Consider the following 26,956-nt stretch of genomic DNA (forward strand, 5'->3'; position numbering starts at 1 on the left):
CCCCGATAATAGGGATATACAAGGGCTTGTAAAATATAGTTTTCGTGTTTAAACTGTCTAGTTTTGAATAATAGTTATTCAAAATATTTATAAACTCTCAATATAAAGTAGATATTTGAGGTTAGAATTTTCATAATGGTGTGTTAAATTGTCTAGTGAAGAGTATTGCTCTATATACGATATAAGGTTCCTAATGAACAGGAAGGTTACTATCAGGCCTACCCTACTGAAGACTTTGAAGACGGTTCTTGAAATGAAGAAAGTAACAGCCGACGTGGTGGCCCAGAAGACTAATAGACCTAGGACGATAGAGTCGAAGTACTTGTCCGAGCTGAATAGGATGGGTATAGTAGCTAAGGTTAGAGAAGGACGTAAAGTAGTCTATATTGAAGCGGTGACAGCCGTTAAAGAAGCTATATCTAGATATGGGATTGATGTTAATATTGAGCAGCTCGCCCACCAGATTAGTATGCCAGCGGATATTGTGAGATTCATTGTCGAGAAAATAAAGGCAGGCAAGCTCTAGCCAGCTAGCTTAATAACGACTTCCCTACTATTTTCCTGGCTGGGAGATGTGAATACGAGCGTAATCCTAATCTCTCTTAGTCTCCCGTTCGCATTATCCAACCCTTTCGCAATAGCTTCAACGATCTTGCCAAGTAACATCGTGCGGCTTGGAAGACCGTGTGAGACAAGGTATCTGTCTATTATATCTACAGCAACCTCTTCGGCTCTAACGGAGATAACCTTCTTCTTCTGTCTTAGGCTAATTTCGATAACGCCGCGGTCAACCGCATTAACAGCCATGGATATTCCTCCTAGTAGTGCAATATCCGTTCTACCCTCCTACAATAAATAATGTTACACTACGGATGACAGGATATTCCGCAATAAAAGTTTTTAAGAAACAGATAGAGAATCTATGAGCTGCCTATTTGCCTCTTGTAGAAATTTTATACTAATAGATTTAAAGCTAGTTAACAAATATATTAATTGAACCGGCCCTTGCAACACCCCTGTGAAGGGTTGGGATGAGCAAGGGTGACTCCCCTGGGCACCTCATTTATATAGCATCTCTCAGATAACCGGTCATGTGGTATAATGCCTGTAAACATTAAAGAATACGTTAGGAGCATTAGAGAAATCCATACCCAGGTAAAGGTTTTCCAACACGGGGACCTATTCCTCGTATACAAGGATTACCGAAGCGAACCAGGAATAATCAAATGGTCTCTCGTAAAAGCCTCGACACTCCCTTTCAACATATACCCTTTCGAGATAGACCCTTTCAAAAGGCTTGTAAGAGAATATGAGGCCTTTAAGTATATTAGAGGTTTTGAAACGCCTCGTGTACTACTAGTCGATTACAAGAATATTATAATGATCAGGGAGTATATCAGAGGGTCGAATAATCTAGAGGTTTTGAATAGTAAGATAGACGCTATAGGCGAGTCCTTGAAAACAATCCATATGCAGGGGGTTTCCCTAGGAGATGTTAAGACAAGTAATTTCATATACGAAGAGGGAAAAGGAAAATGGTTTATCATAGACGCCGAGCAAGCCGTGAGAGGAGCCACATCTGAGATGATGATCTGGGATCTACTCGTATTTCTATCGACATACCTATTCTCATTCCTAGAATCCCCTAGCAAATACCCTTTGTTTAGGAAATCGATGCTCTCATTCCTATCTGCTTACTTAGAGGGGAATGCTGAGAGGAATTCCTTGTCTAAGGCAGCTAGGAGTCTGCAGATCAGACTCCTCGCTTCTCTCCTGTTACCACATCCCTACAGCAGGATATTCCTTGAAGCAATTAGAGATGGCAGGGTTTGAAAAACCCGGCTTGATACTCGAAGCAATAGCTTTTCCTACTAATGTTTTCATCGATCAGCTCTAGCAGGGTTGCGTAGACGTATGGCTTCCGTAATTCAACTATCATCATACTCGGTATCATTGACGCGTCTCCACCGCCCCACACGCCTGTTAATGAACCGGGGTTTAAGTGGAGGATATTTCTATCCTTGTCTAATGCTACAAACGGGGAATGGGTGTGGCCGGACATTAAGATGTTCACGCCAAGCTTCTCCGCTATACTAGAGAGCTTTCTCACATCTCCTCTCGGGTATACGCCGTCCCCGTGGTGAACCCCTATCCTAAAGCCTTCAGCCTCAAATGTAAGGTTCTTTGGGAGGGGGAGATAATCCATATTTCCTCTCACAATGTACGTATTGCTAGACAGCTTCTTTAGCCAGTCTAATACCTCTCTACCTGTTAGGTCGCCTGTGAAAACAACTATATCCCACTTGTACCCCTCTATCTCACTTAGTAAAACCCTCGGAACCCTGTAAGCCCTGTCCGGTATATGTGTATCTCCTATAAGTAGGATTTTCAAAGTGATAATACACCTAGAGAGGAAAACTATTTGGAGAGAGGTAGCGTTATAATATTTCTAGCCGAAGCGCTTAATTCTATAGGAGACCCTATCTGGATATCTAGGTAATTCGGTAGGTATGCTAGGAGAGTGGTCTTGCCTACTCTAACCCTTGTCTCTAACTTATCTCCTATAAACATCTTGAAATCAACTACACCTTTGAAAACAACTGTATCACTGCTGCGTATCCCCCCTATACTCAGTATCTCCGGTCTTATCACAACAGCTACTTTGCCTCTAACTCCTTTCTCAACAGGTACTGCGGGTATGTCTACGTCGAATTCAGGGATTCTTACAATCACGTAGTCGCCTGATTCTCCTACTACATGTCCTTCGAAAATATTGCTCCTACCTAGGAATTCTGCTACAAAGAGGTTTCTAGGCTTGAAGTATACCTCATCAGGCCTACCAACCTGCATAACCCTTCCAGCGTTCATCACGGCTATCCTATCGCTCATACTAAGAGCCTCTACCTGGTCGTGGGTTACGTAGATAGTCGTAATCTTTAGACTCCTCTGGATTCTCTTTAGCTCTTCCCTCATCTCAATCCTTAGCTTAGCATCTAGGTTGCTGAGAGGCTCGTCTAATAAGAGGACTCTAGGTCTTACTACGAGCGCTCTCGCTAAAGCAACCCTCTGCTGCTGGCCACCGCTGAGCTGGAGAGGATACCGTTTCTCCAGTCCCTCTAGTCTTACTAATTCGAGGACTTGTTTAACCAGCCTCCTTATATCCTCCTCGCTTAGTTTATACTTCTTCTTCCTCACGCGTAGACCGTATGCTATGTTATCATAGACCGTCATATGGGGCCATAGAGCATAGTTCTGGAAAACCATTGCTGTATCTCTCTCGTACGGTTTCTTGAAAGTAACATCTTCATCGTCGAAGAAGACTCTGCCGGTATCGGGTACTTCGAAACCTGCGATAACCCTTAAAGTAGTGGATTTCCCGCATCCGCTTGGCCCTAGTATAGTGAAGAATTCGCCTTTCTCAATACTCAAGGAAACGTTATCCACTGCTACAACGCTGCCGAAGTATTTGCTGACGTTCTCTAACCTGACGCTAACAGGGTGTATCTCCAGGCTCATGCCTTACACCCCTATGAATGCATATCTTTGTTTGAATACGAATATAATTATTAAGACTGCTATTAGCTGTATCAAAATTAATAAGCTTCCTATAGCAGCAGCCTCTTGTATACCTGTTGCTGTTGCTTTAAGCGTGTACATATACAGCCAGTATGTCACAGGCGCTTGGTCAGCTTTGAGGCCGCCGAGGGTTATGCTTGTCGTAACCTCTGTAGCCATATATACGAACCCTAGTAGCGCACCACTTAGAACGTAGGATAGTATGAACGGGAATACTACTCCAAATATCACCCTAGTCCTGCTAGCACCGAGATTCATAGCAGCCTCCTCTAGATTTATATGAACCTGCTGGAAGCCTGCGTAAACCGATCTGACTACGTAAGGTAGCCTTCTAACACTGAAGGCGATCACTAGGATCGCCCATAACTGGAAGGCTCTAATATCAAGCGGGTTTAAAATGGATAAGCCTGTGTAGCTGGCGAAGTCTTTAAAGAAGAACCAGTATCCTAGTGCTATAACTAGTCCTGGAATCGCTATAGGCATTGTAGCAATCGAGTCCAGTATGTTAGTAAGCCATTTTAAATTAATCCTGCTGACGCTATAACCTACCATTATAGCAAGTATCACAGCTATTATTACTGAGCTGGTAGCATACTTCAACGTATTGAGGATACCGTTGAATACCTGAGGGTCCGACAGGATCATTTTGAAGGATTCAAGGTATGTGCCCGGGCTTGTCGATAGTATAAAAGACCATCCGAACGGTTGGAGTATTTTCATAGCAAGTAACACTACTGATATTTGAGGTAGGGAAGTGAATATTACGAGAGGGAACACTCCTAAGTAAATGGCTAGACTCGCTAGGATACCCGGCTTCCTAGCTCTCGAAACAAGCCTACCGCCTCTACTTATCATAGCGTAAGACTTCATACTAACATAGTTCCTTATCGCGAGGAACCCCATTATCGCGAAGAACAACATTATAACGCCGATCGTAGCTGCCATAGGCGAGATAATTGCTTGTTCAGTCATAAAGTTCCTGAATATATAATAGCTCATCACTTTATCGAAATTCCATATGATGGGAGCTCCAAGGTCTTCTAAACTGAAGATATATACTAATATCGCTCCCGCCGCGATCCCAGGCATAGCCAGCGGCATGGTAACGTCTAGGAACAGCTTTAACCCTTTTGAACCAAGGTTCTCGGCCTGCTCCTCCATCGACGGGTCTATGTTGATAAAGCTCGCGTAGGCATTCAAGTATACTATCGGGTAAAATGTTATTATCTGCGTTATTATGACACCAGCCATACCCGATATCTGTAGTTTAAATGCTTTACCGGTTAGCAGATATATTAGCTGTGATAACGGGCCTGTATCGCTGAATAACAGCTTTATAGCGTAAGCGTTTACGAAAGGTGTCACGAACAATGGTATCAAGGCTATTATCCTCAGCAGCTCCTTCCCTCTGAAATTAAACCTGGCGATCACGAACGCGACCAGTATGCCTAGTAACGTAGCGAATATTGTGACAATACTCGCGATAATAAGGCTGTTAAGGATCGTCCCGTAGCCGTAATTCATCAGGTAGAAGTTTATTAGAGTAGTTCCTTCTGACGGTATAGCCATGTAAGGCTTATCATCCCCTGGTAGTAGATAGGGCCTTACAAAACCCTGGCTAGGGTCTCTTAGTGCTGCAACGAAATTCCCGAGTAGGCCGGATGGCGATATAAACGAGTAGCCGAGCATATACCCTATTGGTAGTAGCAGGAAGAGTGTTAAGTAGATGATGCTAACTGCTAGGAATACCCACATAATAGGGTCTAACTCGTACAAGAGGCTCCTAAACCTTCTATACCATCCGGCCCTCACAATCGTTTCTCCAGCAGGGCTTTCTCTCCTAGCCCAAGATAATATTGCGCCTATTGAAGCGGATGAAACAAACGGTAGTACAAGGAGCGCTATCGCCATCGGGACTCCTTCAAGGTCTGTCAGCGCTATCGTGAAAACATACATGAACAATACTATGGCGAGGAAGCTTAGAACCGAGCTAAACCTTATCCTGTCGTAGTCGAAGCCTAGCGGAATGCTAGCAACTCCTACGATAACACCTATAATCCAAAGGATCTCAGTAGCGATGACCTGGCTCTGGCTTGTAGCCAATAATATGTAATATGCTATAGCTATCAGAAGCCCGGCTAGGAACAGCTCTCTCATACCTAGATTCATAAAGACCACTCCTTTGTATTCCCATAGAGGCTTGGTTCTAATTAAGGATTTGAGAAAGGGATAAAAAACATTTTTACAAATAGACTAGTGCCTTCTAGTAGTTAGATAGACTGCTAGCAATACTATCAGGACGACAACTATTCCGATGCTAACCCATAGTAACGTGTTTGACTGCGGTGTTGTTGCTATAGGCGTAGTCGTAGTAGGCCGGCTTGTGGTTGTAGTTGTCGTAATACTCGTAGTGGTTGTTGAGGTAGTGGTGGTAGTTATAGCTACAGCAGACATTGTAGTCGTAGTTGTAGTCAGCGCGCTTGTAGTTGTCAAGGTTGACCACGGCGGTGGTGGCGGGGTCTGGCCTGAGAGAATAGCCTGCAACTCCTGGTAGACCCACTGATATTTAGCTGTAGCCCCGCTAGTCCACTCGCTCATGAGAGTCTGGTATACTGTTGTACTATTCGCTAGGTACCCGTTGATTTTAAGGGCATAGTCTAGGGTGAAAGTAACATAGTTGCCTGTCAACGGGTCTTTGAAGGGGAAGAACGCCGACAGATCGTTTACGAGTTTATTGAATTGATCCTTTGTGATCTTATTATTCAAGTAGGCTTGTGCTATAGCAGCCCAAGTAGACTGTAGCTGGTCGTGCGCGTTTACTAGTGTTGCTTTAAAGTAGTATATTACTGAGTACACCCACATAGAGCTAAGCGTCTCATTGAATTGTATCGAACCAGCCTGGGCTGCTGCTAGGTATGCCTGCTTCAGGTCAGGCCTCTTAGCTCCAGCAGGTGTATCGAAAACCCTGGGGTTGGCGGGTAGCCTATTGATATTGGGATCCAACCATACCTGCTGCCCACCGTACTCGCTGAGAACCCAGGCTACGAAAGCAGCTGCTTGAACCATGTGGGGAGCGTTCTTTACTATAGCTATAGGGTCGTAGTTTACTATACTCTGGTTAGGCGGGATAATATACTGGCATGCCGGGTTCTGCTGCATAGCTGTATAACCGTAGAAGTCTATCGTAGTACCAGCCGCTATATCACCTCTTATAACAGCATCTCTTACATCGCTTGACCCACCGTATATGATAGCGTTACCAGCTAGTGTTGTAAGTACGTTCCAGCCTTTATCCCATCCATAGACCTGGAGTATTATCTCGAACATTCTAGTATTACTAGTGCTAGCAGTCGGGTCTGCTGTTCCTATCAGCGGCTTAGCAGGCAGGTATTTGGCATACACAGGGCTCCCTAGGTCAGCCCAGGTCTGCGGTGCTGGCACACCATATTGTGATAACACGTTCTTGTTGATAGTAAACCCGAAAGAGCTTAAGCTAGCCCCTATCCAGTGCACTAGCCCGTCGCTGCCTACAAGGTATGACTGGGCACCGGCGTATGTAGGCGGTATTTTCGTCAGCTCGTAGAGTATTGCATTGAACTCGGGGTGGGTCTTGTTATCAAGGGGCTGGAGAAGGCCTTGCTGGTCGAGCCAGTTGAATAGTGTTGGGCCGCCTCCCCACGCTATATCGATTTCGCCTCTCTGGATGTAGGTAGGCCACTGAGCGCTCCCAACGTAGAGGAATACTACGTCTTTCACCCCAAGGGCTTGTGCTACCGGGCTATTGAGGAAGGCTACTCTAGCAGCGCTCTGGATGGTTTGTTCGTGCCTCGTCAGAATATAAAGGGTTACACCCTCCTGGTGGGGCAGGCTCTTGAGATAGTTAAGCCAGGGAAATGGCTCGCTAGCACTACCCCACGGCCATTCAGCGTAGGATACCGGTATTGCAGGAATTAGTATAGAGGAGAAGACTAGTAGTAGGGAGAGGATAGAAACTGTTCTCCAATTCATATAGCGCACCATGCTCTAGAGAATAAATGTTTAAAATGGTTAAAAAAAGTTTATTTTACACTATTATCCGATACCCAACTCTACTTCTTGGGCTTCCTGGTTGCGAGGAGAACGGCTTCAATTATGATTACGAGGACTAGAACACCCGATATTATGCCTGTAGTAGTCCAGTCTACAATCGTTGTTGTAACAGGGCTCGTAGTAGTCGTTGTATAAGTTGTAGAGACTGTTGTAGTAGCTGTCGTTGTTGAAGTAACGGTCTGGGTAACAGTGACTGTTGTAGTGACTCTAGAAGTTATTATCGTAGCAAGCCATGCTATAAAGTTCGTAACCCACCTAGGCCCATCTAAGGGTATACCGTAGTACATTGAAGACCAGGCTGGTTCGTAGTCGCCGTATATGGATTCGCCCGATAATACAATTATATCGTTCTTATCGCTCCAGTACTCGGCCATGTAGGCTACGAACGTGTTGTTGTCATTAGAGTACTTGAGAGGGTCGTATACTAGGGGGGCCCAGTTTGCGTAGTTAACCCCGATATGAGCATAGTGGTATAGGACGAGCCTTATAAGGTCGGGGGCTATGTCTGTTACAGGATCGTGGTATTTACCGCTCGAGTCAACCCATATCACGCAGTCGGGTCCATGCATTAGTATCGGCTTCGTGATCCCGGCTGTAAGTATTTGCGTGAACAAGTCTGGCCTGTTATCGGGTTCTACGAATGCGAGCATTCTATAGTATGCTTTAGCAGTAACAGGCCAATCGCTACCGCCGTAGGAGTAGGTACCGTTGTAGTTACTGTATACAGCTCCCTGCTCTAGCCTGAGCTTAGAGCCTATAGCAGCCATAAGGTTGTTGACGATCTGTATAGTCTGATAGCCGTTACCGTAGTCGCTATCGCCTCCAACCCATAGGGCTTTATTCCCTGTATCCAACCAGTTTATGATAGCATTTATCTCGTCAGCACTGAAGGCAACAGTAGGCTGCCCTATTAGGAGTATGTCTACATTAGCTAGCTTATCCGGGGTTATAGGATCTTTGTTTACAACCCAGTTTACAAACGTTATATTGCCTATTATATAGTTGAGATACTTATCGCTCTCTCCATGCGCTAGATCCGCCATAACAGTGACTTTTTTAGCCGTCTGCGATAATGCTACCGGTGTCATTAACGGTGTTATAATAGCTATTACTAGGAGAGGTAGGAGGAATAGAGATCTATTCATCAAGACACCTTTACATGGTTGATATTATATTTAGGGGGCTGAGCTAAAAAATCTTTCCAGTTACAAAACTACTTACGTAGTAAGAGGACCGCTACAGCTATCACAATGATGAGGACTACTACGCCTATTACAATCCATGTAGTAGAGCTAACGCCGGGCGGGCTTGTAGTAGCTGGAACCGCTGTTGTAATCGTAGTAGTGACAGCTGTGGTAGCAACCTGTGTTACCGAGGTAGTTGTCGTAGTTGTAGTAGTGGTAGTCGTAGTAGTTGTCGTCGTAGTAGTCGTGGTTGTAAGAATCTCTATCGGAGTCGGAGGGGTCTGGCCTGAGGGGTAGAAGTTTATCTTGAATACCACGCTTGATGGATTACCGGCCCAATCCCATGCTGTCACATTCAGGTATGCTGAAACCGGCTGGGTATCCGATGGAGAAGGCAGGTTTAATAGATATGTGAACGTATTAAAACTATACGCTAGAGTACCCGGGCTGTTGATGCCCGGTATTATCTCAATTGTTTTACCGTCATAGGTATATGTTACAGTAATGTTCTTAGGCCCCCATTCGTTATCGGAGACGTCTAGGTACACCATTAGCGGCCTCCCTAGAGTCGGTGTCTTCGGGACGGTTAGCTTAATCGATACGCTTGGAGGCGTCTTATCATCCATATTAGCCAGTGCGAAAGTAATACCGGAGCCGTACGGGATATTCATTTTCAGAGCTATGAATAGCCTGTCCCCGACAAGCATTTTATCTAAGACCTGGACGCTAGCGTCTCCAATAACGTTGACGACTTTAAACAGGAAGTCGCCGGCCCAGGGGAGTGCCCAGACAACTGTCCCGTTCAGGTTGAGGTAGGAAAGATTATTGTAAATGCTTGCGATATACGCGTGCGGGCTCTGATATAGTACAGCTGGTATGAAGGACTGGTTGGCTACTTTATAATTGTTTAGAGGCGGGTAGATACCTATCGGGAGAGAGTTCATAGCTAGATTAGGCTTGTATTTCTGTGCTAGAGCACCCGATATATTGCTGAATCCTATGAATGTAGGCGGTGTAGCTAGGAATGTTAGTGAACCATTGTTTACGTTTATAGAGTAGTAGTCTAGGCCATCGTATATTGCCGAACCCATTCCAAGGGTCGTTATAGTTATGAAGTAGGTTGTCGTATTAGTCCTTGTGCTAGTGTATTTCACGAACAGATCCCTGTGGACGTGGCCTGCTAGGACAAAGGTTACATTATAGTCTTCGATAAGCTTCAGAGTATAGAAGAAGCTAGTCATATTACCGCTCCAGTAGCTGCTTACAGGAGTCCAGGGGCCTCCTGACACGTAGGGTTTCAGAGTCTGGTTGTCCAGGCTACTAGTGTAGAGCTCTCCCTGGTAGTAGAACATAGGGTGGTGCATTAGGATTACTTTAATCGGTATGCTAGAGTACTGTTTTAGAGTATTCTCGAGGAAGACTATTTGATCCCAGTCTAGGTAGCCAGCCTCCCTAGTGTTTAGACCGATCACCAATACCTTGTTCCCGATAACCCTATACCACTGGGTGTCTCCAAGGTATGCTAAGTACTGGTCGTTAGGCATGTCGTGGTTGCCTGGTATGCCTAGTATCGGGAAATTGTATAGGAAAGCGTATTCGAACGATACGGCCTGCTCATACTGTGGCCCTGAAGCTGTATCCGCTAGATCACCCGTGTCGATAACGAGGTCGGGCGATAATAATGCTGTTACAAGATAGCCTGAGAACCTATTCTTATCGCCTGTCATGATATCCGGCTGACCCGCGCCGTAGTGCTGGTCTGACACGTGGACAATCCTCAGCACGTCCCCAACGCTCTGTATCACCCACAGGCTCCTAGGGAGGTAGAGTGTCTGGCTCCCTGTTAACACGATATCGTATACTCCCCCGACTACGTTCTGTGGTATTTTCAGGGAGACCACTCCACCGTTGTTGCTAGCTGTCACTGTGTAATTGTATAACTTGAGACTACTCCCTTCTAGTTTAACAGTCCATATATAACCCCCGCTTACTGTTACACTTGCGTAGTCTTTCTTCAGCTGCACATATACTGTATCACCTGGGAACGCTATAGCTGGTTTGTTCAAAGATACATTAGCCGACGGCGTCTTCCACGGGTTGTACACTATCCCCGGTAGAACAGGCGGCTGGTTGGAGGCTATTGGTGCTGATATAGATAGGGATGAGAATATTGCTAAGAGTACTATTGAGAAGGCTATTATAGGGATCCTAGTACTCATATTTTTCACCACTAGGCAATAGATTATAATACTCCGTGACTGTTAAAATGTTTACGGTAGCGAAGCCTATGTCTGCTAGGCGTAGGGGTTTTGCCCACGAGAGAGATCTCGCTAGAAAGCTGTGGGCGAAAGGTTTTGCTGTAATGAGGGCTCCAGCAAGCGGTTCTAAGGCTAAGAGGCTTAGATACCCTGATCTAGTAGCTATACGGAACAGGGTGGTATTCGCATTCGAAATCAAGACGACAAGCAATGCTAGTAGGGATATATATATTGAGAAGGAGCAGATTGAGAAGCTTATTGAATTCTCGAAGAGAGCTGGAGGGGAAGCTTTTATAGCGGTTAAAGTAGTCGGCGAAGGGGAATGGTATTTCATACCTGTAAGCGAGCTCGTTGTAACACCGGGAGGGAACTATAAGATCACGTTGAGAGAAGAGAGTAGATCCAGGTTTCTAAGGATCGATAACCTAGTATCTCTGGCGTTAGGGGTTAAAACACTTAGAGAATTTCTGGAGAAGTAGGCTACTCGAGCTTTATCCTAATATTGACCTTGTACTTGTCCATAAGCTTCCTAATCTTCCTCATAGACTTAGCGTATCTGTCGGCGGAATCTCTCGGCAGTATTACCACGACTCCATCGCTAGATTCCTCGACCCTGGCCCCGGGGAAGAGTTTCTCGAGCTGGTGGTAGAGCCTCCCAAACCTACCCTGTGCTACGCTAAGCTTCCTCACAGGCACTACTACCGTCTGCTCGCCGAATGTATATATCTCGTATTCGAGCTCGTCTGTGAGAAAATCTCTTACTTCTACAACAGGCCTAGATAACTCCTCCTCCTTCAAACCAGTCGGTAGCTTAACCGTCATCCTAACATCGTAGACTTTCTCCACGTAACCGTTCTTAATGAATATCACAGTATCTATTAGCGAAGGGATCATTCCTAGCTCAACCCTGCCGATAAACCTCTGTATGGCGTCTATAGGGCTTGTAGCATGGACTACGCCTATCATGCCAATACCCGCTAGCCTGAGGTCTGCGTATAGTTTGAAATCTTCATCCGTCCTCATCTCGTCGAATACAGTGTAGTCGGGCCTAGATAAGAGGAGTATATCGTGCAACTCCTTCGGGTCGGCGTAAGTCTTACTATACTGTGTAATACCCTCCGGGAGGATCATGTCTCTAGGGCTCTCTATCGTTTTAACAATTTTCCCCTTCCTAAAATAGTATTCGGCTAAGGCCTGTGCGAAGGTTGTCTTACCCATACCCGGCGCTCCTGCGATCAGGATCCCCTCAGCCCTCTCATTCAACCTATTGATAAGCTTTGGAGGAAGATTGTAGTCTTCGAGCCTGAGCTTCCTCAAAGGTCTTACAATAGTGATCTCCCATCCATCGCTCATGGGAGGCCTGGTAACAATGATCCTGTAGGAGCCTAGCTGGATGATCGAAGAGCCCGGCCTATCTATTTCGATAAAGCTATCGCTCCTTCTCCTAGCTTCCTCTATTATCTCGTTAGCTAACTCCTCGAGCTGCTTCCTATCCAGGACAATGTTCTCTATTCTAGTATAAGTCCAATCGCCCGGCCTACCTTTCTTAGCCACCGGGTTCGTACCCTCTTTCAAATGGATGCTCATAGTGTATTCGTCGAAGAATTTTTCAAAGGACAGCCTTTCTCTCCCCTCGCTCTCGCGGTAGAGTACTTCGATACCCATCGCCTCAGACACTATCTTCTGTATCCTATTTCCTGTAACGATTACTCCGCCGACCTGAGCTGCGAAATCTCTGACAATTATATTTATAACACTCTCATCTAGCTCTCTCCTAGCATAAGAAGACTCGTCTCCAACAAACTCTACCCTGACCAAGCCTTTCTCGCTTAGTTCTTTAAGCTTTCTTAACTCTAACAAGCCAGCGTATCCAATAGCTCTGTCTCCTAGAGCAGCATTCTCTAGGAATACTATGATCTCTTTCCTAACAATAATCCTACCTCTAACAAAGCCTTCTTCGACAAGCTTTGATACAAGGCCTTGCACGATTGCTGTAAGGTCTGGTATAAAGACTTTTTCCCCTGCTAGCCTCACTGCCAATTACTCCACCGGTTTAATCCATGTTTATCCGATAAAGGTTTTAAATATCAATATCATACAATACTCAACGAGCGGGGTTGCTATGTCTAGGATCCTTCCTATCCTGATAGCTCTAGCCATCCTTACTCTGAGTGCCATAACACCGGTTAACGCCCAGCAAGCTAGACCACTCCAGGAGGCTACAACGAGACCAATACCCTTAAACCTACCCTACTATATTGTAGCAGTATGGGGCGATAACAGGCCCTCCTATACTTCGGGCCCCTACTCTCTTATCTACCCTAACGTATTCATAGATATATTGAACGAGATAGGGTCGCTATACCCGCATGCGGTCATCGGCGGAGGGGATTTCGTCTCGTTCGGAACACTAGACCAGTATAGAGCATTCTACAACCTTGTGTCCCAGGCGAGGATTGAGAATTTCATCCCGGTTATCGGGAACCATGATGTAGCCTACGGAGGGGATTCATGGGGCTATTATGCTACTTACATAGGTAATACAACGGTAGTATTTGATAGTATAAGCAACTGGAGGATAGTCTCATTGAACGATGAGGGGTCGGGTAGCGACTTATTATTTGGCTTGAACAGGGCTGTGGATGCATTAGATGGCAGGAACCTGATACTAGCCTTCCACAGACCCCTCTACCCGTATGTAGGACATAATATGCAGGATGAAGAGCCGGATAAAGCAAGTATTATACTGGGATTTATAACGAATCTCACCACTCCCCCGAGGATTATAATACAGAGCCATTGGCATGGTTACGCCGGGAACAATACTAATACGACTCTATGGCTTATCACAGGTGGTGGAGGAGCACCTCTATACCAGTGTCCTTCGAACCCATCTTTCCCATGTGCTCCAGTATACAACTACCTAATCTTCGTACTATACCCTAATGGATCCTACAGGTATATTCCTCTGAAAGCAGGTGCTGGAGCAGGTAATCTAACCGTGAACGCTTTAAACCAGACGGCATACGTAGTCTACAATACCAAGGTTACAGTGTTTGGCGATCCTGTGGACGTTCCAGTCAGGCTTGTATGGAGGGATACAAGCTTGTCAATATACCTCGTAGGATTTGTGAAAGCGGGCTCTTCAGCATACGCTAACCTGGATAATGTCGGTAGGAAAATAGAGACTAATCTAACAGACGCTTACGTATACGTCCAAACAGTCGACAACCCGTTTAACGCAACAGTAATCCCGGTAACCAACGGTATTGCCGATTTAAGCGGTTTCAGCATTGGGTCTCCTAGGACAGAGCAGCCACCTATAGTAGTGCAACAGCTGCCTACAACCACTACCACTACTAAAACTACTACAACTACTACGACAACAAGGGTTACTACCACACCTGCTACTACTACGACAACTATTGTAACAACTACTACAACACCTACTACAACAGCCCAGACTACTACAACCTACTATACTACGGCAACTACTACGACTCCTGCTACTACGGCTACTGCAACACCGGTGAGCGGGACTGGGATAACCGTATCAGTAATTGCCGTAGTTGTAATAGTAGTTATTATAGTAGTGGCGTTAGCTATTCTTCTCGTTAGGAGAAAGTAAAAATATTTTTCCTCCAACCCCTCTCCAGGAACCTATCTATTATATCCTTGAAACCAGGGCCTTCTACAATCCTAACTTTGAAGGATACGCGTATAACCGGCTTATTGAGCTTGACTAGGGCAGTGATATCGCTAGGGGTTGCGAGCAGTATAGCGTCTGCCGGGGCATTGTTTAGTGTCTCCTCTAGATCCTTTAACTGCTGCGGGTTATATCCTAGGCTCGGTACTATGGGGCCTATGTGCTTATATTTCTCATACACCTCCTTCAGCGAGCCTCTAGCATACTCCCTAGGGTCGACGACCTCGAGACCATACTTCCTAGCGGCTACGAAACCTGCAGCGTAGCTAGCTCCCCCGTGGGTGACTGTTGGAGCATCTTCGACAACTATAACTTTCCTAACCCCTTTGAGATCCCCTTCGCTAATATACACATCGCTATACGCGACGCTTACTTCTGCTTTAGGGTTTAGCTTCCTAACTCTCTCCTTTATATCGTCTATGGCTTTCTTATCAGCTTGGTCAGCCTTGTTTATTATAACGTGGTCGCATGCCATGAAATTCAACATGCCGGGGAAGGCCGATGTCTCGAGGCCAGGCCTCATAGCGTCTACTACCGTGATGTAATAATCTGGTTTATAGAATGGGAAGTCGTTATTACCACCATCCCAGAGTATTACATCACTATTTTTCTCGGCATCCCTTAATATAACACCGTAGTCGACACCAGCATACACAGTAAAGCCTAGCTTGATATAGTGCTCGTACTCCTCCCTCTCTTCGACTGTCAGAGGATACTTGCCTAGGTCTTCCGGCTTCTCGAATTTCTGGACGGCATAGAACTCGCGGCTGTAGGGCATAGGGTGTCTGACAACGCCTACTCTCAAACCCCTGCTCCTAAGCTCTAGAGCAATCTCCCTCGAGACACTGCTCTTCCCAACCCCTGTCTTAACCCCTGTTACCGCTATAACAGGCCTGATACTCTCTAGCATCGTGTCTTTAAACCCCAGGATCCTGAAGCTCGCGCCAGTAGACATAGCCTTGGATAATACCTCGCCAAGCTCCTGGAATGTCAGGTCGCTGTATGCCAGGACTATTTCATCAAAGCCCGGGTTTACAGCCAGCTTATCCAGATAGCCTACTCCAAGTATTGGAATTCCATTAGGATACAGTTCTCCAGCTAATTCAGGAGGGTAGAGCCTAGGCTCTAACCCTTCGATCTGCGTCTGTAGGAAGGCTACGACCCTGTACTCTGGGTTGTTACGGAAGTATACATTGAAGTTGTGGAAGTCCCTTCCAGAAGCCCCGAGTATTACGACTTTCCTCGCCATAAATACCCCTATGAAGAATATATACGGTAAGTATAAAAAAGTATTTTTCAGATTGTATAGGAAAAGCTATATTCCAAGTTTCTTCATTATAGCATCGAGTTTCTCCAGCATAATCTTTCTCTCAATGCTAGCGACAAGCCTCCTCGTCGATATTACTGCGTCAGGGTTCACGCTGATACTGTCGATCCCTAGTCTCACAAGATACTCTGTTATCTCCGGGTATACGCTCGGGGCCTGGCCGCAGATGCTGACGGTAGCGCCCTTGCTGTGGGCTTTCTCGATCAGCATTCTAATAGCTTCTAATACAGCTGGATCCCTTTCGTCGAAGTATCCCATCTCGGCAAGTATCTGGCTGTCTCTGTCTGCTCCAAGGACTAGCTGGGTGAGGTCGTTGCTCCCGATACTGAACCCGTCGACGTATTCGGCGAATTTATCTGCTAGTATCGCTACACTAGGTACTTCAGCCATAGCCCATACTTTGAAGTCCTTACTCCTCTTCAAGCCTTCCTCCTCAAGTATCTTTACAACCCTCTGGATCTCCCACAGTGTCCTAACGAATGGGAACATTACCCAGACGTTTGTCAATCCCATTTCTTCTCTAACCTTCCTTATTGCTCTAACCTCTAGCCTGAACCCTGCTTCATACTTGGGGTGGATGTATCTGCTGACTCCACGCCATCCTATCATCGGGTTCCTCTCGTCTGGCTCGAATTTCTCTCCTCCCTTCAGCCCTCTGAACTCGTTGGTTCTGAAGTCGCTGAATCTAACTACGACTGGCCTCGGGTAGATCGCCTGTGCTACCTTGGCTATGCCTGCTGCTAGCTTGTTGATGAAGAAGTCCTCTTGCTTATTCTCTATAAGGTACATCGGGTGGTATCCAATCCAGTCTGTGAAGATAAACTCGATTCTCATCAGCCCGATTCCGTCGAATGGCAGGTCTTTATACTTGTCGATAGCGTCCGGCTCGCCTAGGTTCATGTAGATCTTGGTTGCTGTAACAGGGTAGAGTGGTAGGAGCTGCTCAGGGCTAATCCCTACAGCAGCTACAACAGCACCAGCCACAGGCTGCTCCGGGGCAGCCTTAGGCTTCACAAGGTCTTCGACAATACCCTCGTATATGACTCCCCTAGACCCGTCTACCGTGACCTCCTGCCCGGATTGTATTGCTTTAGTAGCATTCCCTGTTCCAACTACGGCGGGTATACCTAGCTCTCTGCTAACTATTGCAGCATGGCTTGTCATACCTCCCTCGTCTGTCACTATCGCTGCAGCCTTCTTCATCAATGGTACCCAATCAGGGTCTGTCATCTTCGTTACTAATATATCGCCTTGTTTGAACTCCATAGCCTCCTTGCTCTTCGGGTCGAATATTACTCTTGCAACGCCTGCTCCAACACCCGGGCTGGCGGGTAGTCCTTTAGCAAGTATCTTTGCTTCAGCAAGTTTCACGAGTTTCTTTGCCCCAGTTACTTCAGTCTTTTTCTCGGCTTCCTTAGCCTTCTTAACGCTCCACACGGTTTCAGGCCTAGCCTGGACGATGAAGACGCTCTCCGGGAACTTAAGGTCCATGTCGATAGCCCACTCGATATCCATGTGCCTCCCATAGTGCTTCTGTATTAAGAGGCCGAGTTCGGCAAGCCTCTTGACTTCTTCCTCGGTTAATGCAGGCTTCTCCGGGTTGGCTATCTTAGCCAGCGGGGTGTCTACGACCTCGCCTTCGTACACCCACGCCTTCTTATTCTCGTCCCAACGCATATCGATATTCCTGCCTCTCTTAGGGTCGAATGTTATAGCGAGAGTCTTGTTGTTTATCTTGGATTCAACGATCTTCATACTAGCCTTATCAACTACGAACTCGTCTGGCGTGACCTTGCCTCCTACAACGGCTTCGCCGAGCCCCCAGCTGCCCTCGATTACTATAACGTTCTCGTCTCCTGTAACAGGGTGAAGCGTGAACATTACACCAGCAGCTTTACTATTCACCATCTTCTGAACCGTCACGCTCATCAGGGCTTTCTCGTGTGGTATCCCTTGTGCTACACGGTAGAATGTCGCTCTAGCTGTGAACAGGCTTGCCCAGCACCTCTTAACATAATAGACGACATTGTCTTCGCCGTATACATTGAGGTATGTATCCTGCTGCCCTGCGAAACTAGCTTCGGGCATGTCTTCTGCCGTAGCACTACTTCTAACAGCTACACGTAGTCTCGAAGTATCCATCCCGAGCCTTGCAGCCAGCTCCCTGTAGTACTTCTTTATCTCTTCTTCAATTTCGGGAGGCATAGGCTGCTCGAGGATCATCTGCCTTATCTTAGCAGTAGTCTCTTCCAGCTCCTTAGTATTGTTAACATCTAGCTTGCTGAGCATAGAGTATATTTTCTCGCCGAGACCTGTCTTATCGAGGAAGTATTTGAAAGCGTATGACGTGACAGCGAATCCCGGTGGCACCGGTATTCCCGCTGCTATCATCTCGCCTAGGTTAGCATTCTTGCCTCCGACTAAGAGCGTGTCTTCTTTCCTAACCTCGTCTAGCCATACTACGAATCTTTCACCCTTAGGTTTGCTCATAACAATCTCCACCTAAGCTATCATAGTGGATTACTCTAAGCCGGGTTTTTAAGAATTACTTTAAGAAAATACGGTGTGTCATTACGAATATATAAATTCTTAGAGATATATATCGTATATTCTCATAGATTGAAATACCATATTTGTTTCCCTGTTATCAGATTTTCCCCACGTTTGAAGATATCGCGAGGAGATTCTTCAGCGTAGGCGGGTAATACGATTTAATATATTCTGCGAGTTCCCTTCTATTTATATTTTTAACACCTTTGACAACCCTAGCGTGGATGACTAGCGATATCAGTGGTAAACCGATAAAACTGAGCAAGGCTTCTGGTACTTTACGAGCCAGGTACCTGGTTGCTCTAGATACGAGTTCTATGCTCTCGCGTTTACCTTCTTTGAATCTGGGTATCAACCCCAGCCTTCCTCTAAGCCACTTCTTGAAATAGTACATGTACATTGAGAGCCTGCTTTCGAAGAACAGCCTCCAGGGTCTCTCACTGGATTTCATTACAGGAGTTAGAGCGTCGTATAGCTTCCAGTCAGTCGTGTAGAGGCTTCCGGTTAAGATAGCTTTATAGAATGCGTCCGCCCCCGGCAGAGGAGTATAGATTGATACCTGGAGGCTGTCTAAGCCGTAGTACATAAGCTCTTCTGCGAACCTCAGGCTCCTCTTCCTCTGCTCTCTCGACTCGTACGGGGCTCCTATTATAAGGCCTCCGTGAACAATTATACCGCTAGCGCTTAGATAAGCTATTCCTCTGATCGTATCTGATAGAAGCAGACCTTTCCTCATATTCTTCAATACTATTGGGTCTCCTGATTCAACCCCTACGAAAGCAACCCTCACGCCAGCTTCATACAATTCCCTCGCTAGCTCAGGGTGTTTTGCGACGATATCAGCCCTAATCTGGATTATGAATTTCATCTTCTCCCCTATCCCAGACTCCTTCAGGCTCTCCAAGAGGGTTTTCCTCTCCTGTAGTTTATAGGGGACGATGAAATCGTCGTCTACGATGAAAGCCCATTTATAGCCTTGTCTGATCAGCCTTTTGATTTCTTCGATAACCCTCTTCGGGCTTTTGAAACGCCACCTATGCCCCCACATAGCTGAGACACTGCAGAACTCGCAGTTGTAAGGGCACCCTCTCGAAGTCTCTATTGATGCTATAGGGTCTCCACCGAATATCTCGACTTTGTACAATGAAGGGTCTACTAAGTCGTATGCCGGAAATGGGAGGCTATCCAGGTCTTGTATAAAACCTCTCGGCTTAAACTTAACCTCCCCGTTATCGAGGTAGGCTACTCCTTCAACGTTCTTGAAATCCCCGGTTTCCTCGAGAGAGTTAACCATCTCCCTGAAAGTCTCTTCTCCTTCGCCAACTACAACAGCATCGAACCCGTCTCTCAGAGCCTTCCTATAGGTGAAAGTCGCGTGGTGCCCTCCTATCACGAAGATTGTATCTTTCAATCTACTCCTCACTCTCCTAACTATCTCTACTGTGAACGGGTAGTAGACTGAGGATATAGATGTGAAACCCACAAGATCCGGCTGCACATCCGTAACGATATCTGCTACCGTCTTAGTTCTCAGGCGGAGGGCTTCGGCATCTAGGACTGCAACCCTAGCGATATCCCTTACAGAACCAGCCAGGGAGAGCAAGCCTAGAGGAGGGGTAATAACACCGTACGCGTTTGTATAACTAGACCTACCCGGGTAAGGCCTGACGAGAAGGATCCGCATTAGGGTCGCCGAACACATTCTAAACTATCCTACGACCAGGTTTAAATACCCTACCCGCATTTTACACATGGAATAAAAGCTGTAACCCGGCACTGGGTTTGTTTGCTGAAAAGCCCCCATGGGGGTTAAAGCACATGGTTTCGGGAAAAGAACGTGGTGGAAAAGCTTTTTCAAACCCGCTTCTCAAGAATTTCGAGAGCAATCTTATAGGCTTTTAAACCATACATTAGAGCCGGGCCGCCTCCCATGCATACAGCTACTTTGATAACGTCAAGCACCTCCTCTAGGCTTGCTCCCGCTTTAACAGCCTCGTTCAAATGCCATATTATGCAGGGCTCGCATCTAACAGCGATAGCAATACCCAGGGATATCAATTCTTTAACCTTCTTATCCAGGGCTTTCCCAGCTTCCGCCTTCTCGACATACTCGAGGAACGAGCCTAGCTCAGGTGTTTTAGCCAGTAAGTCTCCAAGATCCTTCTTTACCTGTTCGAGAACCTGAATAGACATGCTACCACCTTAAACTATTATCATGGCAAAGGATAAAAACCCTTACTAAATACCCTATTTCATACTATTTCGTCTTCGATTAGGAATCTTCCTGATTAACATGAGTAATACGAAGATTATGCGTGAGTCTTTTGGGCGAACTCGGATATGATATTTACTAGTTCCCTCCATAGTTTGTAATACGATTTGTATTTCTCGGCTAGATACGGGTCTGGGACGAAAATCTTATCTATATGAACCATAGTTTTAACAGCTGATTCAAAATCTTTGAATATACCTGAACCGACACCTGCAAGTATAGCAGCTCCTAGAGCGGATGTATCTTTATCCACTGTCTCAACATACCTGACTCCGGTAACATTAGCTTTAACCCTGCTCCATGTTCCACCTCCTCCAGCTCTAACCTCTTCGATTTTATTTCCGGTTTCCTCGAATATCTCAATCATATGTTTAATCCAGAAGCCTACACCTTCGAGTACTGACTGTATTATATCCTCCCTGCTTACCCCAAGGTCTAACCCGTACAGTAGTCCACGTAGACTCGGATTCCAATCGGGTGAGCGGGATCCAGCGAGGTACGGTACGAACAATAGGCCGCTATATCTACTCCCAAGCCTCTCTAATATCATGTAGTCTTCTCTTTCCGGGTTTAGATATATAATAGTTTTTCACAATTACATTAACAGGGGTATGGTGGTTGGCTAGGCTAGTTGGGAGAGTAGGCCATATATTCCTGCGTAAAAGGAGGATTGGGCGTATAAAAATACTGAGGGTTTTCAGGTGTAGGTAGCGGCTGTTAGAATAAAGGTTTAGGGTTAAAACAAGGGGAGGAAATAGCATAGATGTAGTAGCATTGGTTAACTCTGGTTTCGAGACTGGAACGCCCAGTTACTAATACCTGTCCCCCTGGCTAGGAGACTCGAACTTTGGCCTCCGCCTCCTGACGCCTATATCGTAGAATTAGGCACGGCAGGAGGGCCTGTTAGAAACTATCTCATCCCTATGCGCTCGAAGTATACGCTATTACACCAGATAAGGTTAAAGGTCCCGTGGTATGTGACGCCATTATCTCCCATATAGAGGAAGAGGTCATAGTCAATGACAAGCTAGGCGAAGAACTGAGGGTTGTGCTACTAGGTTTAGCTAGCGGTAAATGGAGGTTTATAGACGACCCTCCCGAACTCGTCCGTTACTCGGAAAAACCACAGTACTTCACTATTTAAATGTTTATTAGCCTTAGGAAAGCGGTGTCCCCATGGTTTACAAATATACTTCGGCTATGGATATCTATCGCAAATCATGAGCAACCATCATACCATACATTTTCAACCTCGATGATATCAAGCTTTTACTCTACTAATTCTAGCTCTCCTTGTTGATCAAAAAGATCCTTGACTAGCCTAAGCGTTTTAATAGCTGGCTTCAACCTATTACACGCTCAATGGCAAGTCCTATGCCCTGGCCATGGAATAACTAGGGGTATACGACCTAAGCGAAGCCCTCTCCGAAGACTACTCTATACTTTAATAACTTATTTAACGAGTAGGGTCCGAGCCTGGTAATACTGGTGATTACTTGTAGGTTTCTCTAATAAGTTGTATTCACGAACTCAGGGTGAGTTGTATCGGGTAGTATACGCATACTCCTTGCTCACCGGTTAACGAGCAGTATTCTAGTAGCATATTCAAAGTAGCCGAGTATCCTGCTCCCTGGAAGTATCCTGTGAAACTAGCGTTTACAACTGCTCCAGCCCCTACCGTTATGAAACTTGTTGAAACGTATACGATATTACCGTTGCTAATAGTTATAGGCGTAGAATACGCTGTCCCAGTGTAAAGCGTTATATTACATGAGAGGCTTGTTAAACTACTAGATGAAACATCTAGGACGAGCCTGGCATAGTATGGTTTCGTATCCGTGTTTTTAGCAGACAGGAAGATTAATCCTGTTGTATTAGCTTTGCTAGATGAAATAGTTGCGGACACCGTTGTCGAGGTCTGGTTAAGGCCTATCGAGTAGCTCAGTGTGCGGGCTATAACATTGTATACGTCGCCTCCCAGTATTGAGTCGGATGCTGTATACACTAGGCAGGTTGCCCCGTCAGAGTATGCGATCCTGATACTCCCGTCTACGCCTGTTCCAACCACAATATCACTCACCACACTAAGGCTCAGGGTTGGAGAGGTAGCTGTCCCGCTGCTAACAAGATTGCCTAGATTATCTATGATACTAACACTATACCCTGGCACTATATTCTGGAACACAATCGACCTCGGGTCGCTTCTCGAAATAATGAAATCGTCGAAAACAGCGACTGCATCATCAACAACGACACCTATGTAGGCCGGTGTAAACATCATATAGAATGTAGTAATCTGTGCGGAAAGAACGGCTACTTGGTTGCCATCGAGGTTGTATAGCCAGGCATAAATATTGACACTTGTGGTTGTAACAATGTATTGGACGACAATGACATACCAATTGCTAGGATTATAATTAGTAATAGTAGTAGTATTGAGCAGGATCCAACAGATACCCAAATAATAACACAAATAATAATTAAACCACCAGATATCAAGACGACCGGTTGAATAGATTTCGACACCATATAACTGGTACAGCCCGCTATTAAGCAGAGTGATACCATACCATCCTGTCCCGCTTAATAACCTGGTTTTAACGGACACCCATAGGCTTGTATACGTTCTTAGATCAGAATTATAGTAATACTGGGATTCACCGCCTAAGCCTCCGTTGTCGTCGGCACCCTGGAGACCATTCCCCTTATACCCGGTGGTCAGACTCCAGACGCCTCCTAGGTTAGTCCAGTTTGAAGGAAGTGTTTCGAAATCCGTGTATGCTAGAGCACTCCTACTAGACCTATATAAGCCTATACAATACGTGCTTGGAGGGTTCTGGAGCACTAATGGTGGAGGCACAGGTTTAGCCTGTAGCTGGACAGGGTAGTAGTCGAAGAAGCTGGCTACGGAGACTAGTGCTAGGGTAGCGAACGCTAATATCATACCCGGGAGTCTATGGGCACGGGCTAGCAATAGCGGCATCCCGTAGGCTTTCCCAACTGTTTCACAGTATACAAATAACCAAATATATAAATATTAAGGCGATAACATACGGGGTTGTCTACTTGAGGAAGTAGCCTAATATATTGAAGGGGGCTATTGATAGAGCGATGGATAAAACAGCTAGAGCTAGCGGTATAATTGATAACCTTCCTAGCTCTATAATACTCTTTTTCCCTGCTTGAGTATATAGTAGTTTGAAAGAGTAGCCTGCTGAAGCAATCACTGACACTGCGAGGAGGGTGAAGTAAGCAGGGCTGTTGCCGAGGCTTGAAAGGATTAGGATCTCGCTCCAGAATGTTAGCGCTGGCGGTAGGCCTAGTAGCCCTAGTGAGGATGCTACAACCGTGAAAGAGGAAGCCCTACCCCCTATGCTGGATAAGGTGTCGACATCGATACTCTTCTCCGATAAGGCTCCAGCTAACAGGAATACTGGGCTCTTAGCGAGGGAGTGCGCTAGAGCATGGAGTAAAGACGAGGATAATCCCAGCGGGCCGCCTAGGGCGCTAGCAGTAGTAATATAGCCCGTATGGGATATACTGCTATAGCCTAGTAGCCTCCCTAAATCCTTCTGGGAGTATGCTGCTATAGAGCCTACTAGCGAAGATAGGGATGCGAGCGTAGCTATTACAACAGCCGATCCATGGTTGAAACTAGCTAACTCCCCTATTACAAACCCGGATACAGGGGTTATCCACGAAGAGATCATAGCGGCTAGCAGAGGATTCACCTCTGAATAGTAGTCGGGTAGCCACATGTAGAGTGGGAAGATAGATGCCTCGGCACCTAGGCCTGTGAGAAGCAGGATCCTAGCGGTAATACTCGATTTATCCAGGAATACTCTGATATCCGTAGACATAGACTCCTGAACCCCTATTACAAGCCCTATTAGAGCTATCAGGGAGCCGGCTCCACAGAATAGCAGGTACTTCAACCCTGCTGACACGCTCCCTCTCTCTACACGCGCCGAGATAGCTGATATCAGGAGCGCTGTCATAATCTCCCAGTATATATATAGCCTGACGATATCCGTGGTTGAGACAAGTATCGGGGGTATGCTTGCAAGAGTGTCTACGATAAGGTCTTCGAAAATACTATGCCTGCCCTTCATGTAGAAGACTAGTAGAATGCTTAAACCAGTTACCGAAGAACCCAGCCCGACTAAGCCGGATACTCCTCTGACAATGATCGATAGTGTGAGGAGCAGGCTTAGGTACCCTATTGAAGATAGGATAGGTGTCTTCCCGCCTAGTCTATGAGCTAATAGAATTAAGGCGAGGCCTGATAGAGTAGTCCATAAGTAGATTGCCTCCGGGCTCATAGGCTCAATACACCTAGGAGCGTAATCAGGGTCGCGATCAACACTAGGACTAGGAGGTAGGGTTTAAGGCGGTCTGTTTCCGAGAGAACCCGGGATGCATGCTCTGCGATCAGCCTCCCGACATACTCGTAGAATCTATCTATGTACATACTCGTCTCGAAGAGTAATCCTGTAGACCCGCTAAGCAAATCCTGTAGCCTATACTGCTTGTATAGTAGAGTAAATAATACGAGTGATACTAGTGCTACCCCGGTAAGTGTAGCCGAGGTTATAGCCCTAGTATCCGGCGGGATCCTTAGGTAACCGGCTACAATATACTGTATTACCGGTAGGGCTATTGTAGAACCTAGTAGTATCACCACTGCAAAATGCATATATGGCTCTAGCCTCAACCCGCCTCTCCTACCTCTCGCTATAAACGGTATCGCGACAAGCTTTATGAGGAAGGCAATATTCAGAATTGTTACTAGCGAAACCAGGAACTCTATGCTGGGCTCGGGGAAAGGCAGTGATTCGAACACTCCTTCTTTAATAAACCATGTTGTAGCAGGAGGTATCGAAGCCGCGTAGAAGACGCCGACTACTGTCGACAATGCTTCGATAGGGTTGCTAGCGAATCCTATCCCTCTTAAAACCCTTAGATCCCTGGTGTGGTAGGTGTGTTCTAGTACACCGCTGGATAGGAATAAGAGAGCTTTGAATAAAGCGTGGTTGACTAGGTAGAGTATTGCTAGGCCGTATTGGCCGACGCTTAAAGAAAGCATCATGAGCGAGAGCGAGCTTATAGTACTGAACGCGAGCACCCTCTTGATATCGGAGGCTGCTAAACCGCCTAGGGCTGCGAGGATCATTGTAGCTAGAGACGTGTAAAGCAGGATTCCTAGGGCTAGACTACTCGCTCCAATAATACCCATGAACCTTGCGACAAGGTATATACCGGCTTTAACCATTGTAGCCGCATGGATAAGCGCGCTTACAGGCGTAGGCCCCTCCATGGCATCAGGTAGCCATGTGTGCAAAGGGAATTGAGCTGATTTAGCGAAAGCCGCGAGCAGGATTAGGAAGGGTAGCGTATCCCTCAGCTCGGGCGGTAGAGGCGTATCTAAGACTTCTGGTATATTGTATATTCCTCTTAGCATAGCTAATGCTACGGCTAGTACTAGAGCCATATCCCCGACCCTGGTCATAACGATCGCTTTCAAACCAGCATGCCTAGCCTTAGGCCGTTCCCACCAGTAGGAGATCAGAAGGCTAGAGCATACTCCGACAGCCTCCCAAGCGAGCAAAAGATATAGGAGGCTTCCCGAGACTACTAGCAGGCTCATGCTCCCTAGGAAGAAGGCCATTAGAGAATAAAACCTTCTATAGCCTTCTTCACTCTTCATGTAACCAATACTGTACAAGACTATGAGAGAGCCTAGAACGTTTACTACTACCAGGAAAATCGTTGACAACCTGTCTACGTATAATGAAAGATAAGGTGTTAGTTCTACGTACAACACTCCTTTCAGACTGTATGCGATACTTATCGAGAAGGCTCCGGCTATTATCGAAGAGGTTAAGGCAAGGTATTCGACTAGTCTCCTATTTCTCAATACGAGGATAATTGGCGATGCTATAAAATGGGCGAGGAGAACTACGAACACTAACATGTTACCGGCCATGGTTTCAA

Annotated in this window: 21 protein-coding genes; 5 read left to right on the top strand and 16 right to left on the bottom strand. The window is 46.1% G+C overall.

Annotation, left to right across the window (positions count from 1 at the left end; genetic code table 11):
- Positions 1 to 148 precede the first annotated feature (148 nt).
- Entirely contained in the window at positions 149 to 526 is a 378-nt protein-coding gene (locus ACSU1N_RS06295) for a transcriptional regulator (RefSeq protein ID WP_440059393.1), read from the top strand.
- On the opposite strand, the gene ACSU1N_RS06300 is transcribed toward ACSU1N_RS06295, so the two are convergent.
- Positions 523 to 807, bottom strand: coding sequence for a hypothetical protein (locus tag ACSU1N_RS06300; protein ID WP_440059394.1), 285 nt, complete (start codon positions 805 to 807; stop codon positions 523 to 525). The two genes, ACSU1N_RS06295 and ACSU1N_RS06300, sit on opposite strands and share 4 nt — an antisense overlap.
- Before the next feature lie 294 nt (positions 808 to 1,101).
- Here ACSU1N_RS06300 and ACSU1N_RS06305 point away from each other — a divergent pair, with 294 nt between their 5' ends.
- Positions 1,102 to 1,833 carry a hypothetical protein gene (locus ACSU1N_RS06305; RefSeq protein ID WP_440059395.1) on the top strand — a complete coding sequence of 244 codons (732 nt, stop codon included), beginning with the start codon at positions 1,102 to 1,104 and terminating at the stop codon, positions 1,831 to 1,833.
- Here the strand turns inward: ACSU1N_RS06305 and ACSU1N_RS06310 are convergent.
- The 6 genes from ACSU1N_RS06310 to ACSU1N_RS06335 all read right to left on the bottom strand — a co-directional run bounded on the left by ACSU1N_RS06310 (position 1,814) and on the right by ACSU1N_RS06335 (position 11,068).
- The gene (locus ACSU1N_RS06310) at positions 1,814 to 2,392 is read right to left on the bottom strand and encodes a YfcE family phosphodiesterase (protein WP_440059396.1); all 579 of its coding nucleotides are present in this window, start codon (positions 2,390 to 2,392) and stop codon (positions 1,814 to 1,816) included. The two genes, ACSU1N_RS06305 and ACSU1N_RS06310, sit on opposite strands and share 20 nt — an antisense overlap.
- 26 nt (positions 2,393 to 2,418) lie before the next feature.
- The gene (locus tag ACSU1N_RS06315; protein WP_440059397.1) at positions 2,419 to 3,516 is read right to left on the bottom strand and encodes an ABC transporter ATP-binding protein; all 1,098 of its coding nucleotides are present in this window, start codon (positions 3,514 to 3,516) and stop codon (positions 2,419 to 2,421) included.
- A gap of 3 nt (positions 3,517 to 3,519) precedes the next feature.
- Entirely contained in the window at positions 3,520 to 5,745 is a 2,226-nt protein-coding gene (locus tag ACSU1N_RS06320) for an ABC transporter permease (protein WP_440059398.1), read from the bottom strand.
- A gap of 84 nt (positions 5,746 to 5,829) precedes the next feature.
- Positions 5,830 to 7,584, bottom strand: a complete 1,755-nt coding sequence (locus ACSU1N_RS06325) for an ABC transporter substrate-binding protein (protein ID WP_440059399.1) — start codon at positions 7,582 to 7,584, stop codon at positions 5,830 to 5,832.
- An 80-nt stretch (positions 7,585 to 7,664) separates the two neighbouring features.
- Positions 7,665 to 8,810, bottom strand: a complete 1,146-nt coding sequence (locus ACSU1N_RS06330) for a hypothetical protein (protein ID WP_440059400.1) — start codon at positions 8,808 to 8,810, stop codon at positions 7,665 to 7,667.
- 68 nt (positions 8,811 to 8,878) lie between these two features.
- On the bottom strand, positions 8,879 to 11,068 hold the full coding sequence (locus ACSU1N_RS06335) for a metallophosphoesterase family protein (RefSeq protein ID WP_440059401.1): 2,190 nt from the start codon (positions 11,066 to 11,068) through the stop codon (positions 8,879 to 8,881).
- A 47-nt stretch (positions 11,069 to 11,115) separates the two neighbouring features.
- Here ACSU1N_RS06335 and hjc point away from each other — a divergent pair, with 47 nt between their 5' ends.
- On the top strand, positions 11,116 to 11,586 hold the full coding sequence (gene hjc, locus ACSU1N_RS06340; protein ID WP_440059402.1) for a Holliday junction resolvase Hjc: 471 nt from the start codon (positions 11,116 to 11,118) through the stop codon (positions 11,584 to 11,586).
- A 1-nt stretch (position 11,587) separates the two neighbouring features.
- On the opposite strand, the gene ACSU1N_RS06345 is transcribed toward hjc, so the two are convergent.
- Entirely contained in the window at positions 11,588 to 13,147 is a 1,560-nt protein-coding gene (locus ACSU1N_RS06345; protein ID WP_440059403.1) for an ATPase, read from the bottom strand.
- Between the two features lie 82 nt (positions 13,148 to 13,229).
- On the opposite strand from ACSU1N_RS06345, the gene ACSU1N_RS06350 reads away from it, so the two are divergent.
- Positions 13,230 to 14,735, top strand: a complete 1,506-nt coding sequence (locus tag ACSU1N_RS06350; RefSeq protein WP_440059404.1) for a metallophosphoesterase family protein — start codon at positions 13,230 to 13,232, stop codon at positions 14,733 to 14,735.
- Here the strand turns inward: ACSU1N_RS06350 and ACSU1N_RS06355 are convergent.
- The 5 genes from ACSU1N_RS06355 to ACSU1N_RS06375 all read right to left on the bottom strand — a co-directional run bounded on the left by ACSU1N_RS06355 (position 14,722) and on the right by ACSU1N_RS06375 (position 21,512).
- A complete protein-coding gene (locus ACSU1N_RS06355; RefSeq protein ID WP_440059405.1) occupies positions 14,722 to 16,062 on the bottom strand; it encodes a cyclic 2,3-diphosphoglycerate synthase in 1,341 nt (446 codons plus the stop codon). The genes ACSU1N_RS06350 and ACSU1N_RS06355 overlap by 14 nt on opposite strands.
- Positions 16,063 to 16,128: 66 nt before the next feature.
- Positions 16,129 to 18,630, bottom strand: coding sequence for a phosphoenolpyruvate synthase (gene ppsA, locus ACSU1N_RS06360; RefSeq protein ID WP_440059406.1), 2,502 nt, complete (start codon positions 18,628 to 18,630; stop codon positions 16,129 to 16,131).
- Positions 18,631 to 18,787: 157 nt separating this feature from the next.
- Positions 18,788 to 20,374, bottom strand: coding sequence for a B12-binding domain-containing radical SAM protein (locus ACSU1N_RS06365; protein ID WP_440059407.1), 1,587 nt, complete (start codon positions 20,372 to 20,374; stop codon positions 18,788 to 18,790).
- Positions 20,375 to 20,544: 170 nt separating this feature from the next.
- A complete protein-coding gene (locus ACSU1N_RS06370) occupies positions 20,545 to 20,883 on the bottom strand; it encodes a carboxymuconolactone decarboxylase family protein (RefSeq protein ID WP_440059408.1) in 339 nt (112 codons plus the stop codon).
- 116 nt (positions 20,884 to 20,999) lie between these two features.
- Positions 21,000 to 21,512: an FGGY-family carbohydrate kinase gene (locus ACSU1N_RS06375; RefSeq protein WP_440059409.1), complete on the bottom strand. Its 513-nt coding sequence runs from the start codon at positions 21,510 to 21,512 to the stop codon at positions 21,000 to 21,002.
- Positions 21,513 to 21,932: 420 nt separating this feature from the next.
- Between ACSU1N_RS06375 and ACSU1N_RS06380 the strand changes: the two genes are divergently transcribed.
- The gene (locus tag ACSU1N_RS06380; RefSeq protein WP_440059410.1) at positions 21,933 to 22,106 is read left to right on the top strand and encodes a hypothetical protein; all 174 of its coding nucleotides are present in this window, start codon (positions 21,933 to 21,935) and stop codon (positions 22,104 to 22,106) included.
- 378 nt (positions 22,107 to 22,484) lie between these two features.
- On the opposite strand, the gene ACSU1N_RS06385 is transcribed toward ACSU1N_RS06380, so the two are convergent.
- The 3 genes from ACSU1N_RS06385 to ACSU1N_RS06395 all read right to left on the bottom strand — a co-directional run bounded on the left by ACSU1N_RS06385 (position 22,485) and on the right by ACSU1N_RS06395 (position 26,948).
- Positions 22,485 to 23,936: a hypothetical protein gene (locus tag ACSU1N_RS06385; RefSeq protein WP_440059411.1), complete on the bottom strand. Its 1,452-nt coding sequence runs from the start codon at positions 23,934 to 23,936 to the stop codon at positions 22,485 to 22,487.
- An 88-nt stretch (positions 23,937 to 24,024) separates the two neighbouring features.
- Positions 24,025 to 25,284: a proton-conducting transporter transmembrane domain-containing protein gene (locus tag ACSU1N_RS06390; RefSeq protein ID WP_440059412.1), complete on the bottom strand. Its 1,260-nt coding sequence runs from the start codon at positions 25,282 to 25,284 to the stop codon at positions 24,025 to 24,027.
- Positions 25,281 to 26,948, bottom strand: a complete 1,668-nt coding sequence (locus ACSU1N_RS06395; RefSeq protein ID WP_440059413.1) for an NADH-quinone oxidoreductase subunit 5 family protein — start codon at positions 26,946 to 26,948, stop codon at positions 25,281 to 25,283. The genes ACSU1N_RS06390 and ACSU1N_RS06395 overlap by 4 nt, the downstream gene beginning before the upstream one ends.
- Positions 26,949 to 26,956 lie beyond the last annotated feature (8 nt).

This window comes from Thermogladius sp. 4427co (genome assembly GCF_051933805.1).
Taxonomy (GTDB): domain Archaea; phylum Thermoproteota; class Thermoprotei_A; order Sulfolobales; family Desulfurococcaceae; genus Thermogladius.

Excerpts from the sequence above, each read along its gene's own strand:
- ACSU1N_RS06300 (WP_440059394.1), bottom strand. The coding sequence starts at position 807 with ATGGCTGTTAATGCGGTTGACCGCGGCGTTATCGAAATTAGCCTAAGA.
- ACSU1N_RS06305 (WP_440059395.1), top strand. The coding sequence starts at position 1,102 with ATGCCTGTAAACATTAAAGAATACGTTAGGAGCATTAGAGAAATCCAT.
- ACSU1N_RS06315 (WP_440059397.1), bottom strand. The coding sequence starts at position 3,516 with ATGAGCCTGGAGATACACCCTGTTAGCGTCAGGTTAGAGAACGTCAGC.
- ACSU1N_RS06320 (WP_440059398.1), bottom strand. The coding sequence starts at position 5,745 with ATGAATCTAGGTATGAGAGAGCTGTTCCTAGCCGGGCTTCTGATAGCT.
- ACSU1N_RS06325 (WP_440059399.1), bottom strand. The coding sequence starts at position 7,584 with ATGAATTGGAGAACAGTTTCTATCCTCTCCCTACTACTAGTCTTCTCC.
- ACSU1N_RS06330 (WP_440059400.1), bottom strand. The coding sequence starts at position 8,810 with ATGAATAGATCTCTATTCCTCCTACCTCTCCTAGTAATAGCTATTATA.
- ACSU1N_RS06335 (WP_440059401.1), bottom strand. The coding sequence starts at position 11,068 with ATGAGTACTAGGATCCCTATAATAGCCTTCTCAATAGTACTCTTAGCA.
- hjc (WP_440059402.1), top strand. The coding sequence starts at position 11,116 with ATGTTTACGGTAGCGAAGCCTATGTCTGCTAGGCGTAGGGGTTTTGCC.
- ACSU1N_RS06350 (WP_440059404.1), top strand. The coding sequence starts at position 13,230 with ATGTCTAGGATCCTTCCTATCCTGATAGCTCTAGCCATCCTTACTCTG.
- ACSU1N_RS06355 (WP_440059405.1), bottom strand. The coding sequence starts at position 16,062 with ATGGCGAGGAAAGTCGTAATACTCGGGGCTTCTGGAAGGGACTTCCAC.
- ppsA (WP_440059406.1), bottom strand. The coding sequence starts at position 18,630 with ATGAGCAAACCTAAGGGTGAAAGATTCGTAGTATGGCTAGACGAGGTT.
- ACSU1N_RS06365 (WP_440059407.1), bottom strand. The coding sequence starts at position 20,374 with ATGCGGATCCTTCTCGTCAGGCCTTACCCGGGTAGGTCTAGTTATACA.
- ACSU1N_RS06370 (WP_440059408.1), bottom strand. The coding sequence starts at position 20,883 with ATGTCTATTCAGGTTCTCGAACAGGTAAAGAAGGATCTTGGAGACTTA.
- ACSU1N_RS06375 (WP_440059409.1), bottom strand. The coding sequence starts at position 21,512 with ATGATATTAGAGAGGCTTGGGAGTAGATATAGCGGCCTATTGTTCGTA.
- ACSU1N_RS06390 (WP_440059412.1), bottom strand. The coding sequence starts at position 25,284 with ATGAGCCCGGAGGCAATCTACTTATGGACTACTCTATCAGGCCTCGCC.
- ACSU1N_RS06395 (WP_440059413.1), bottom strand. The coding sequence starts at position 26,948 with ATGGCCGGTAACATGTTAGTGTTCGTAGTTCTCCTCGCCCATTTTATA.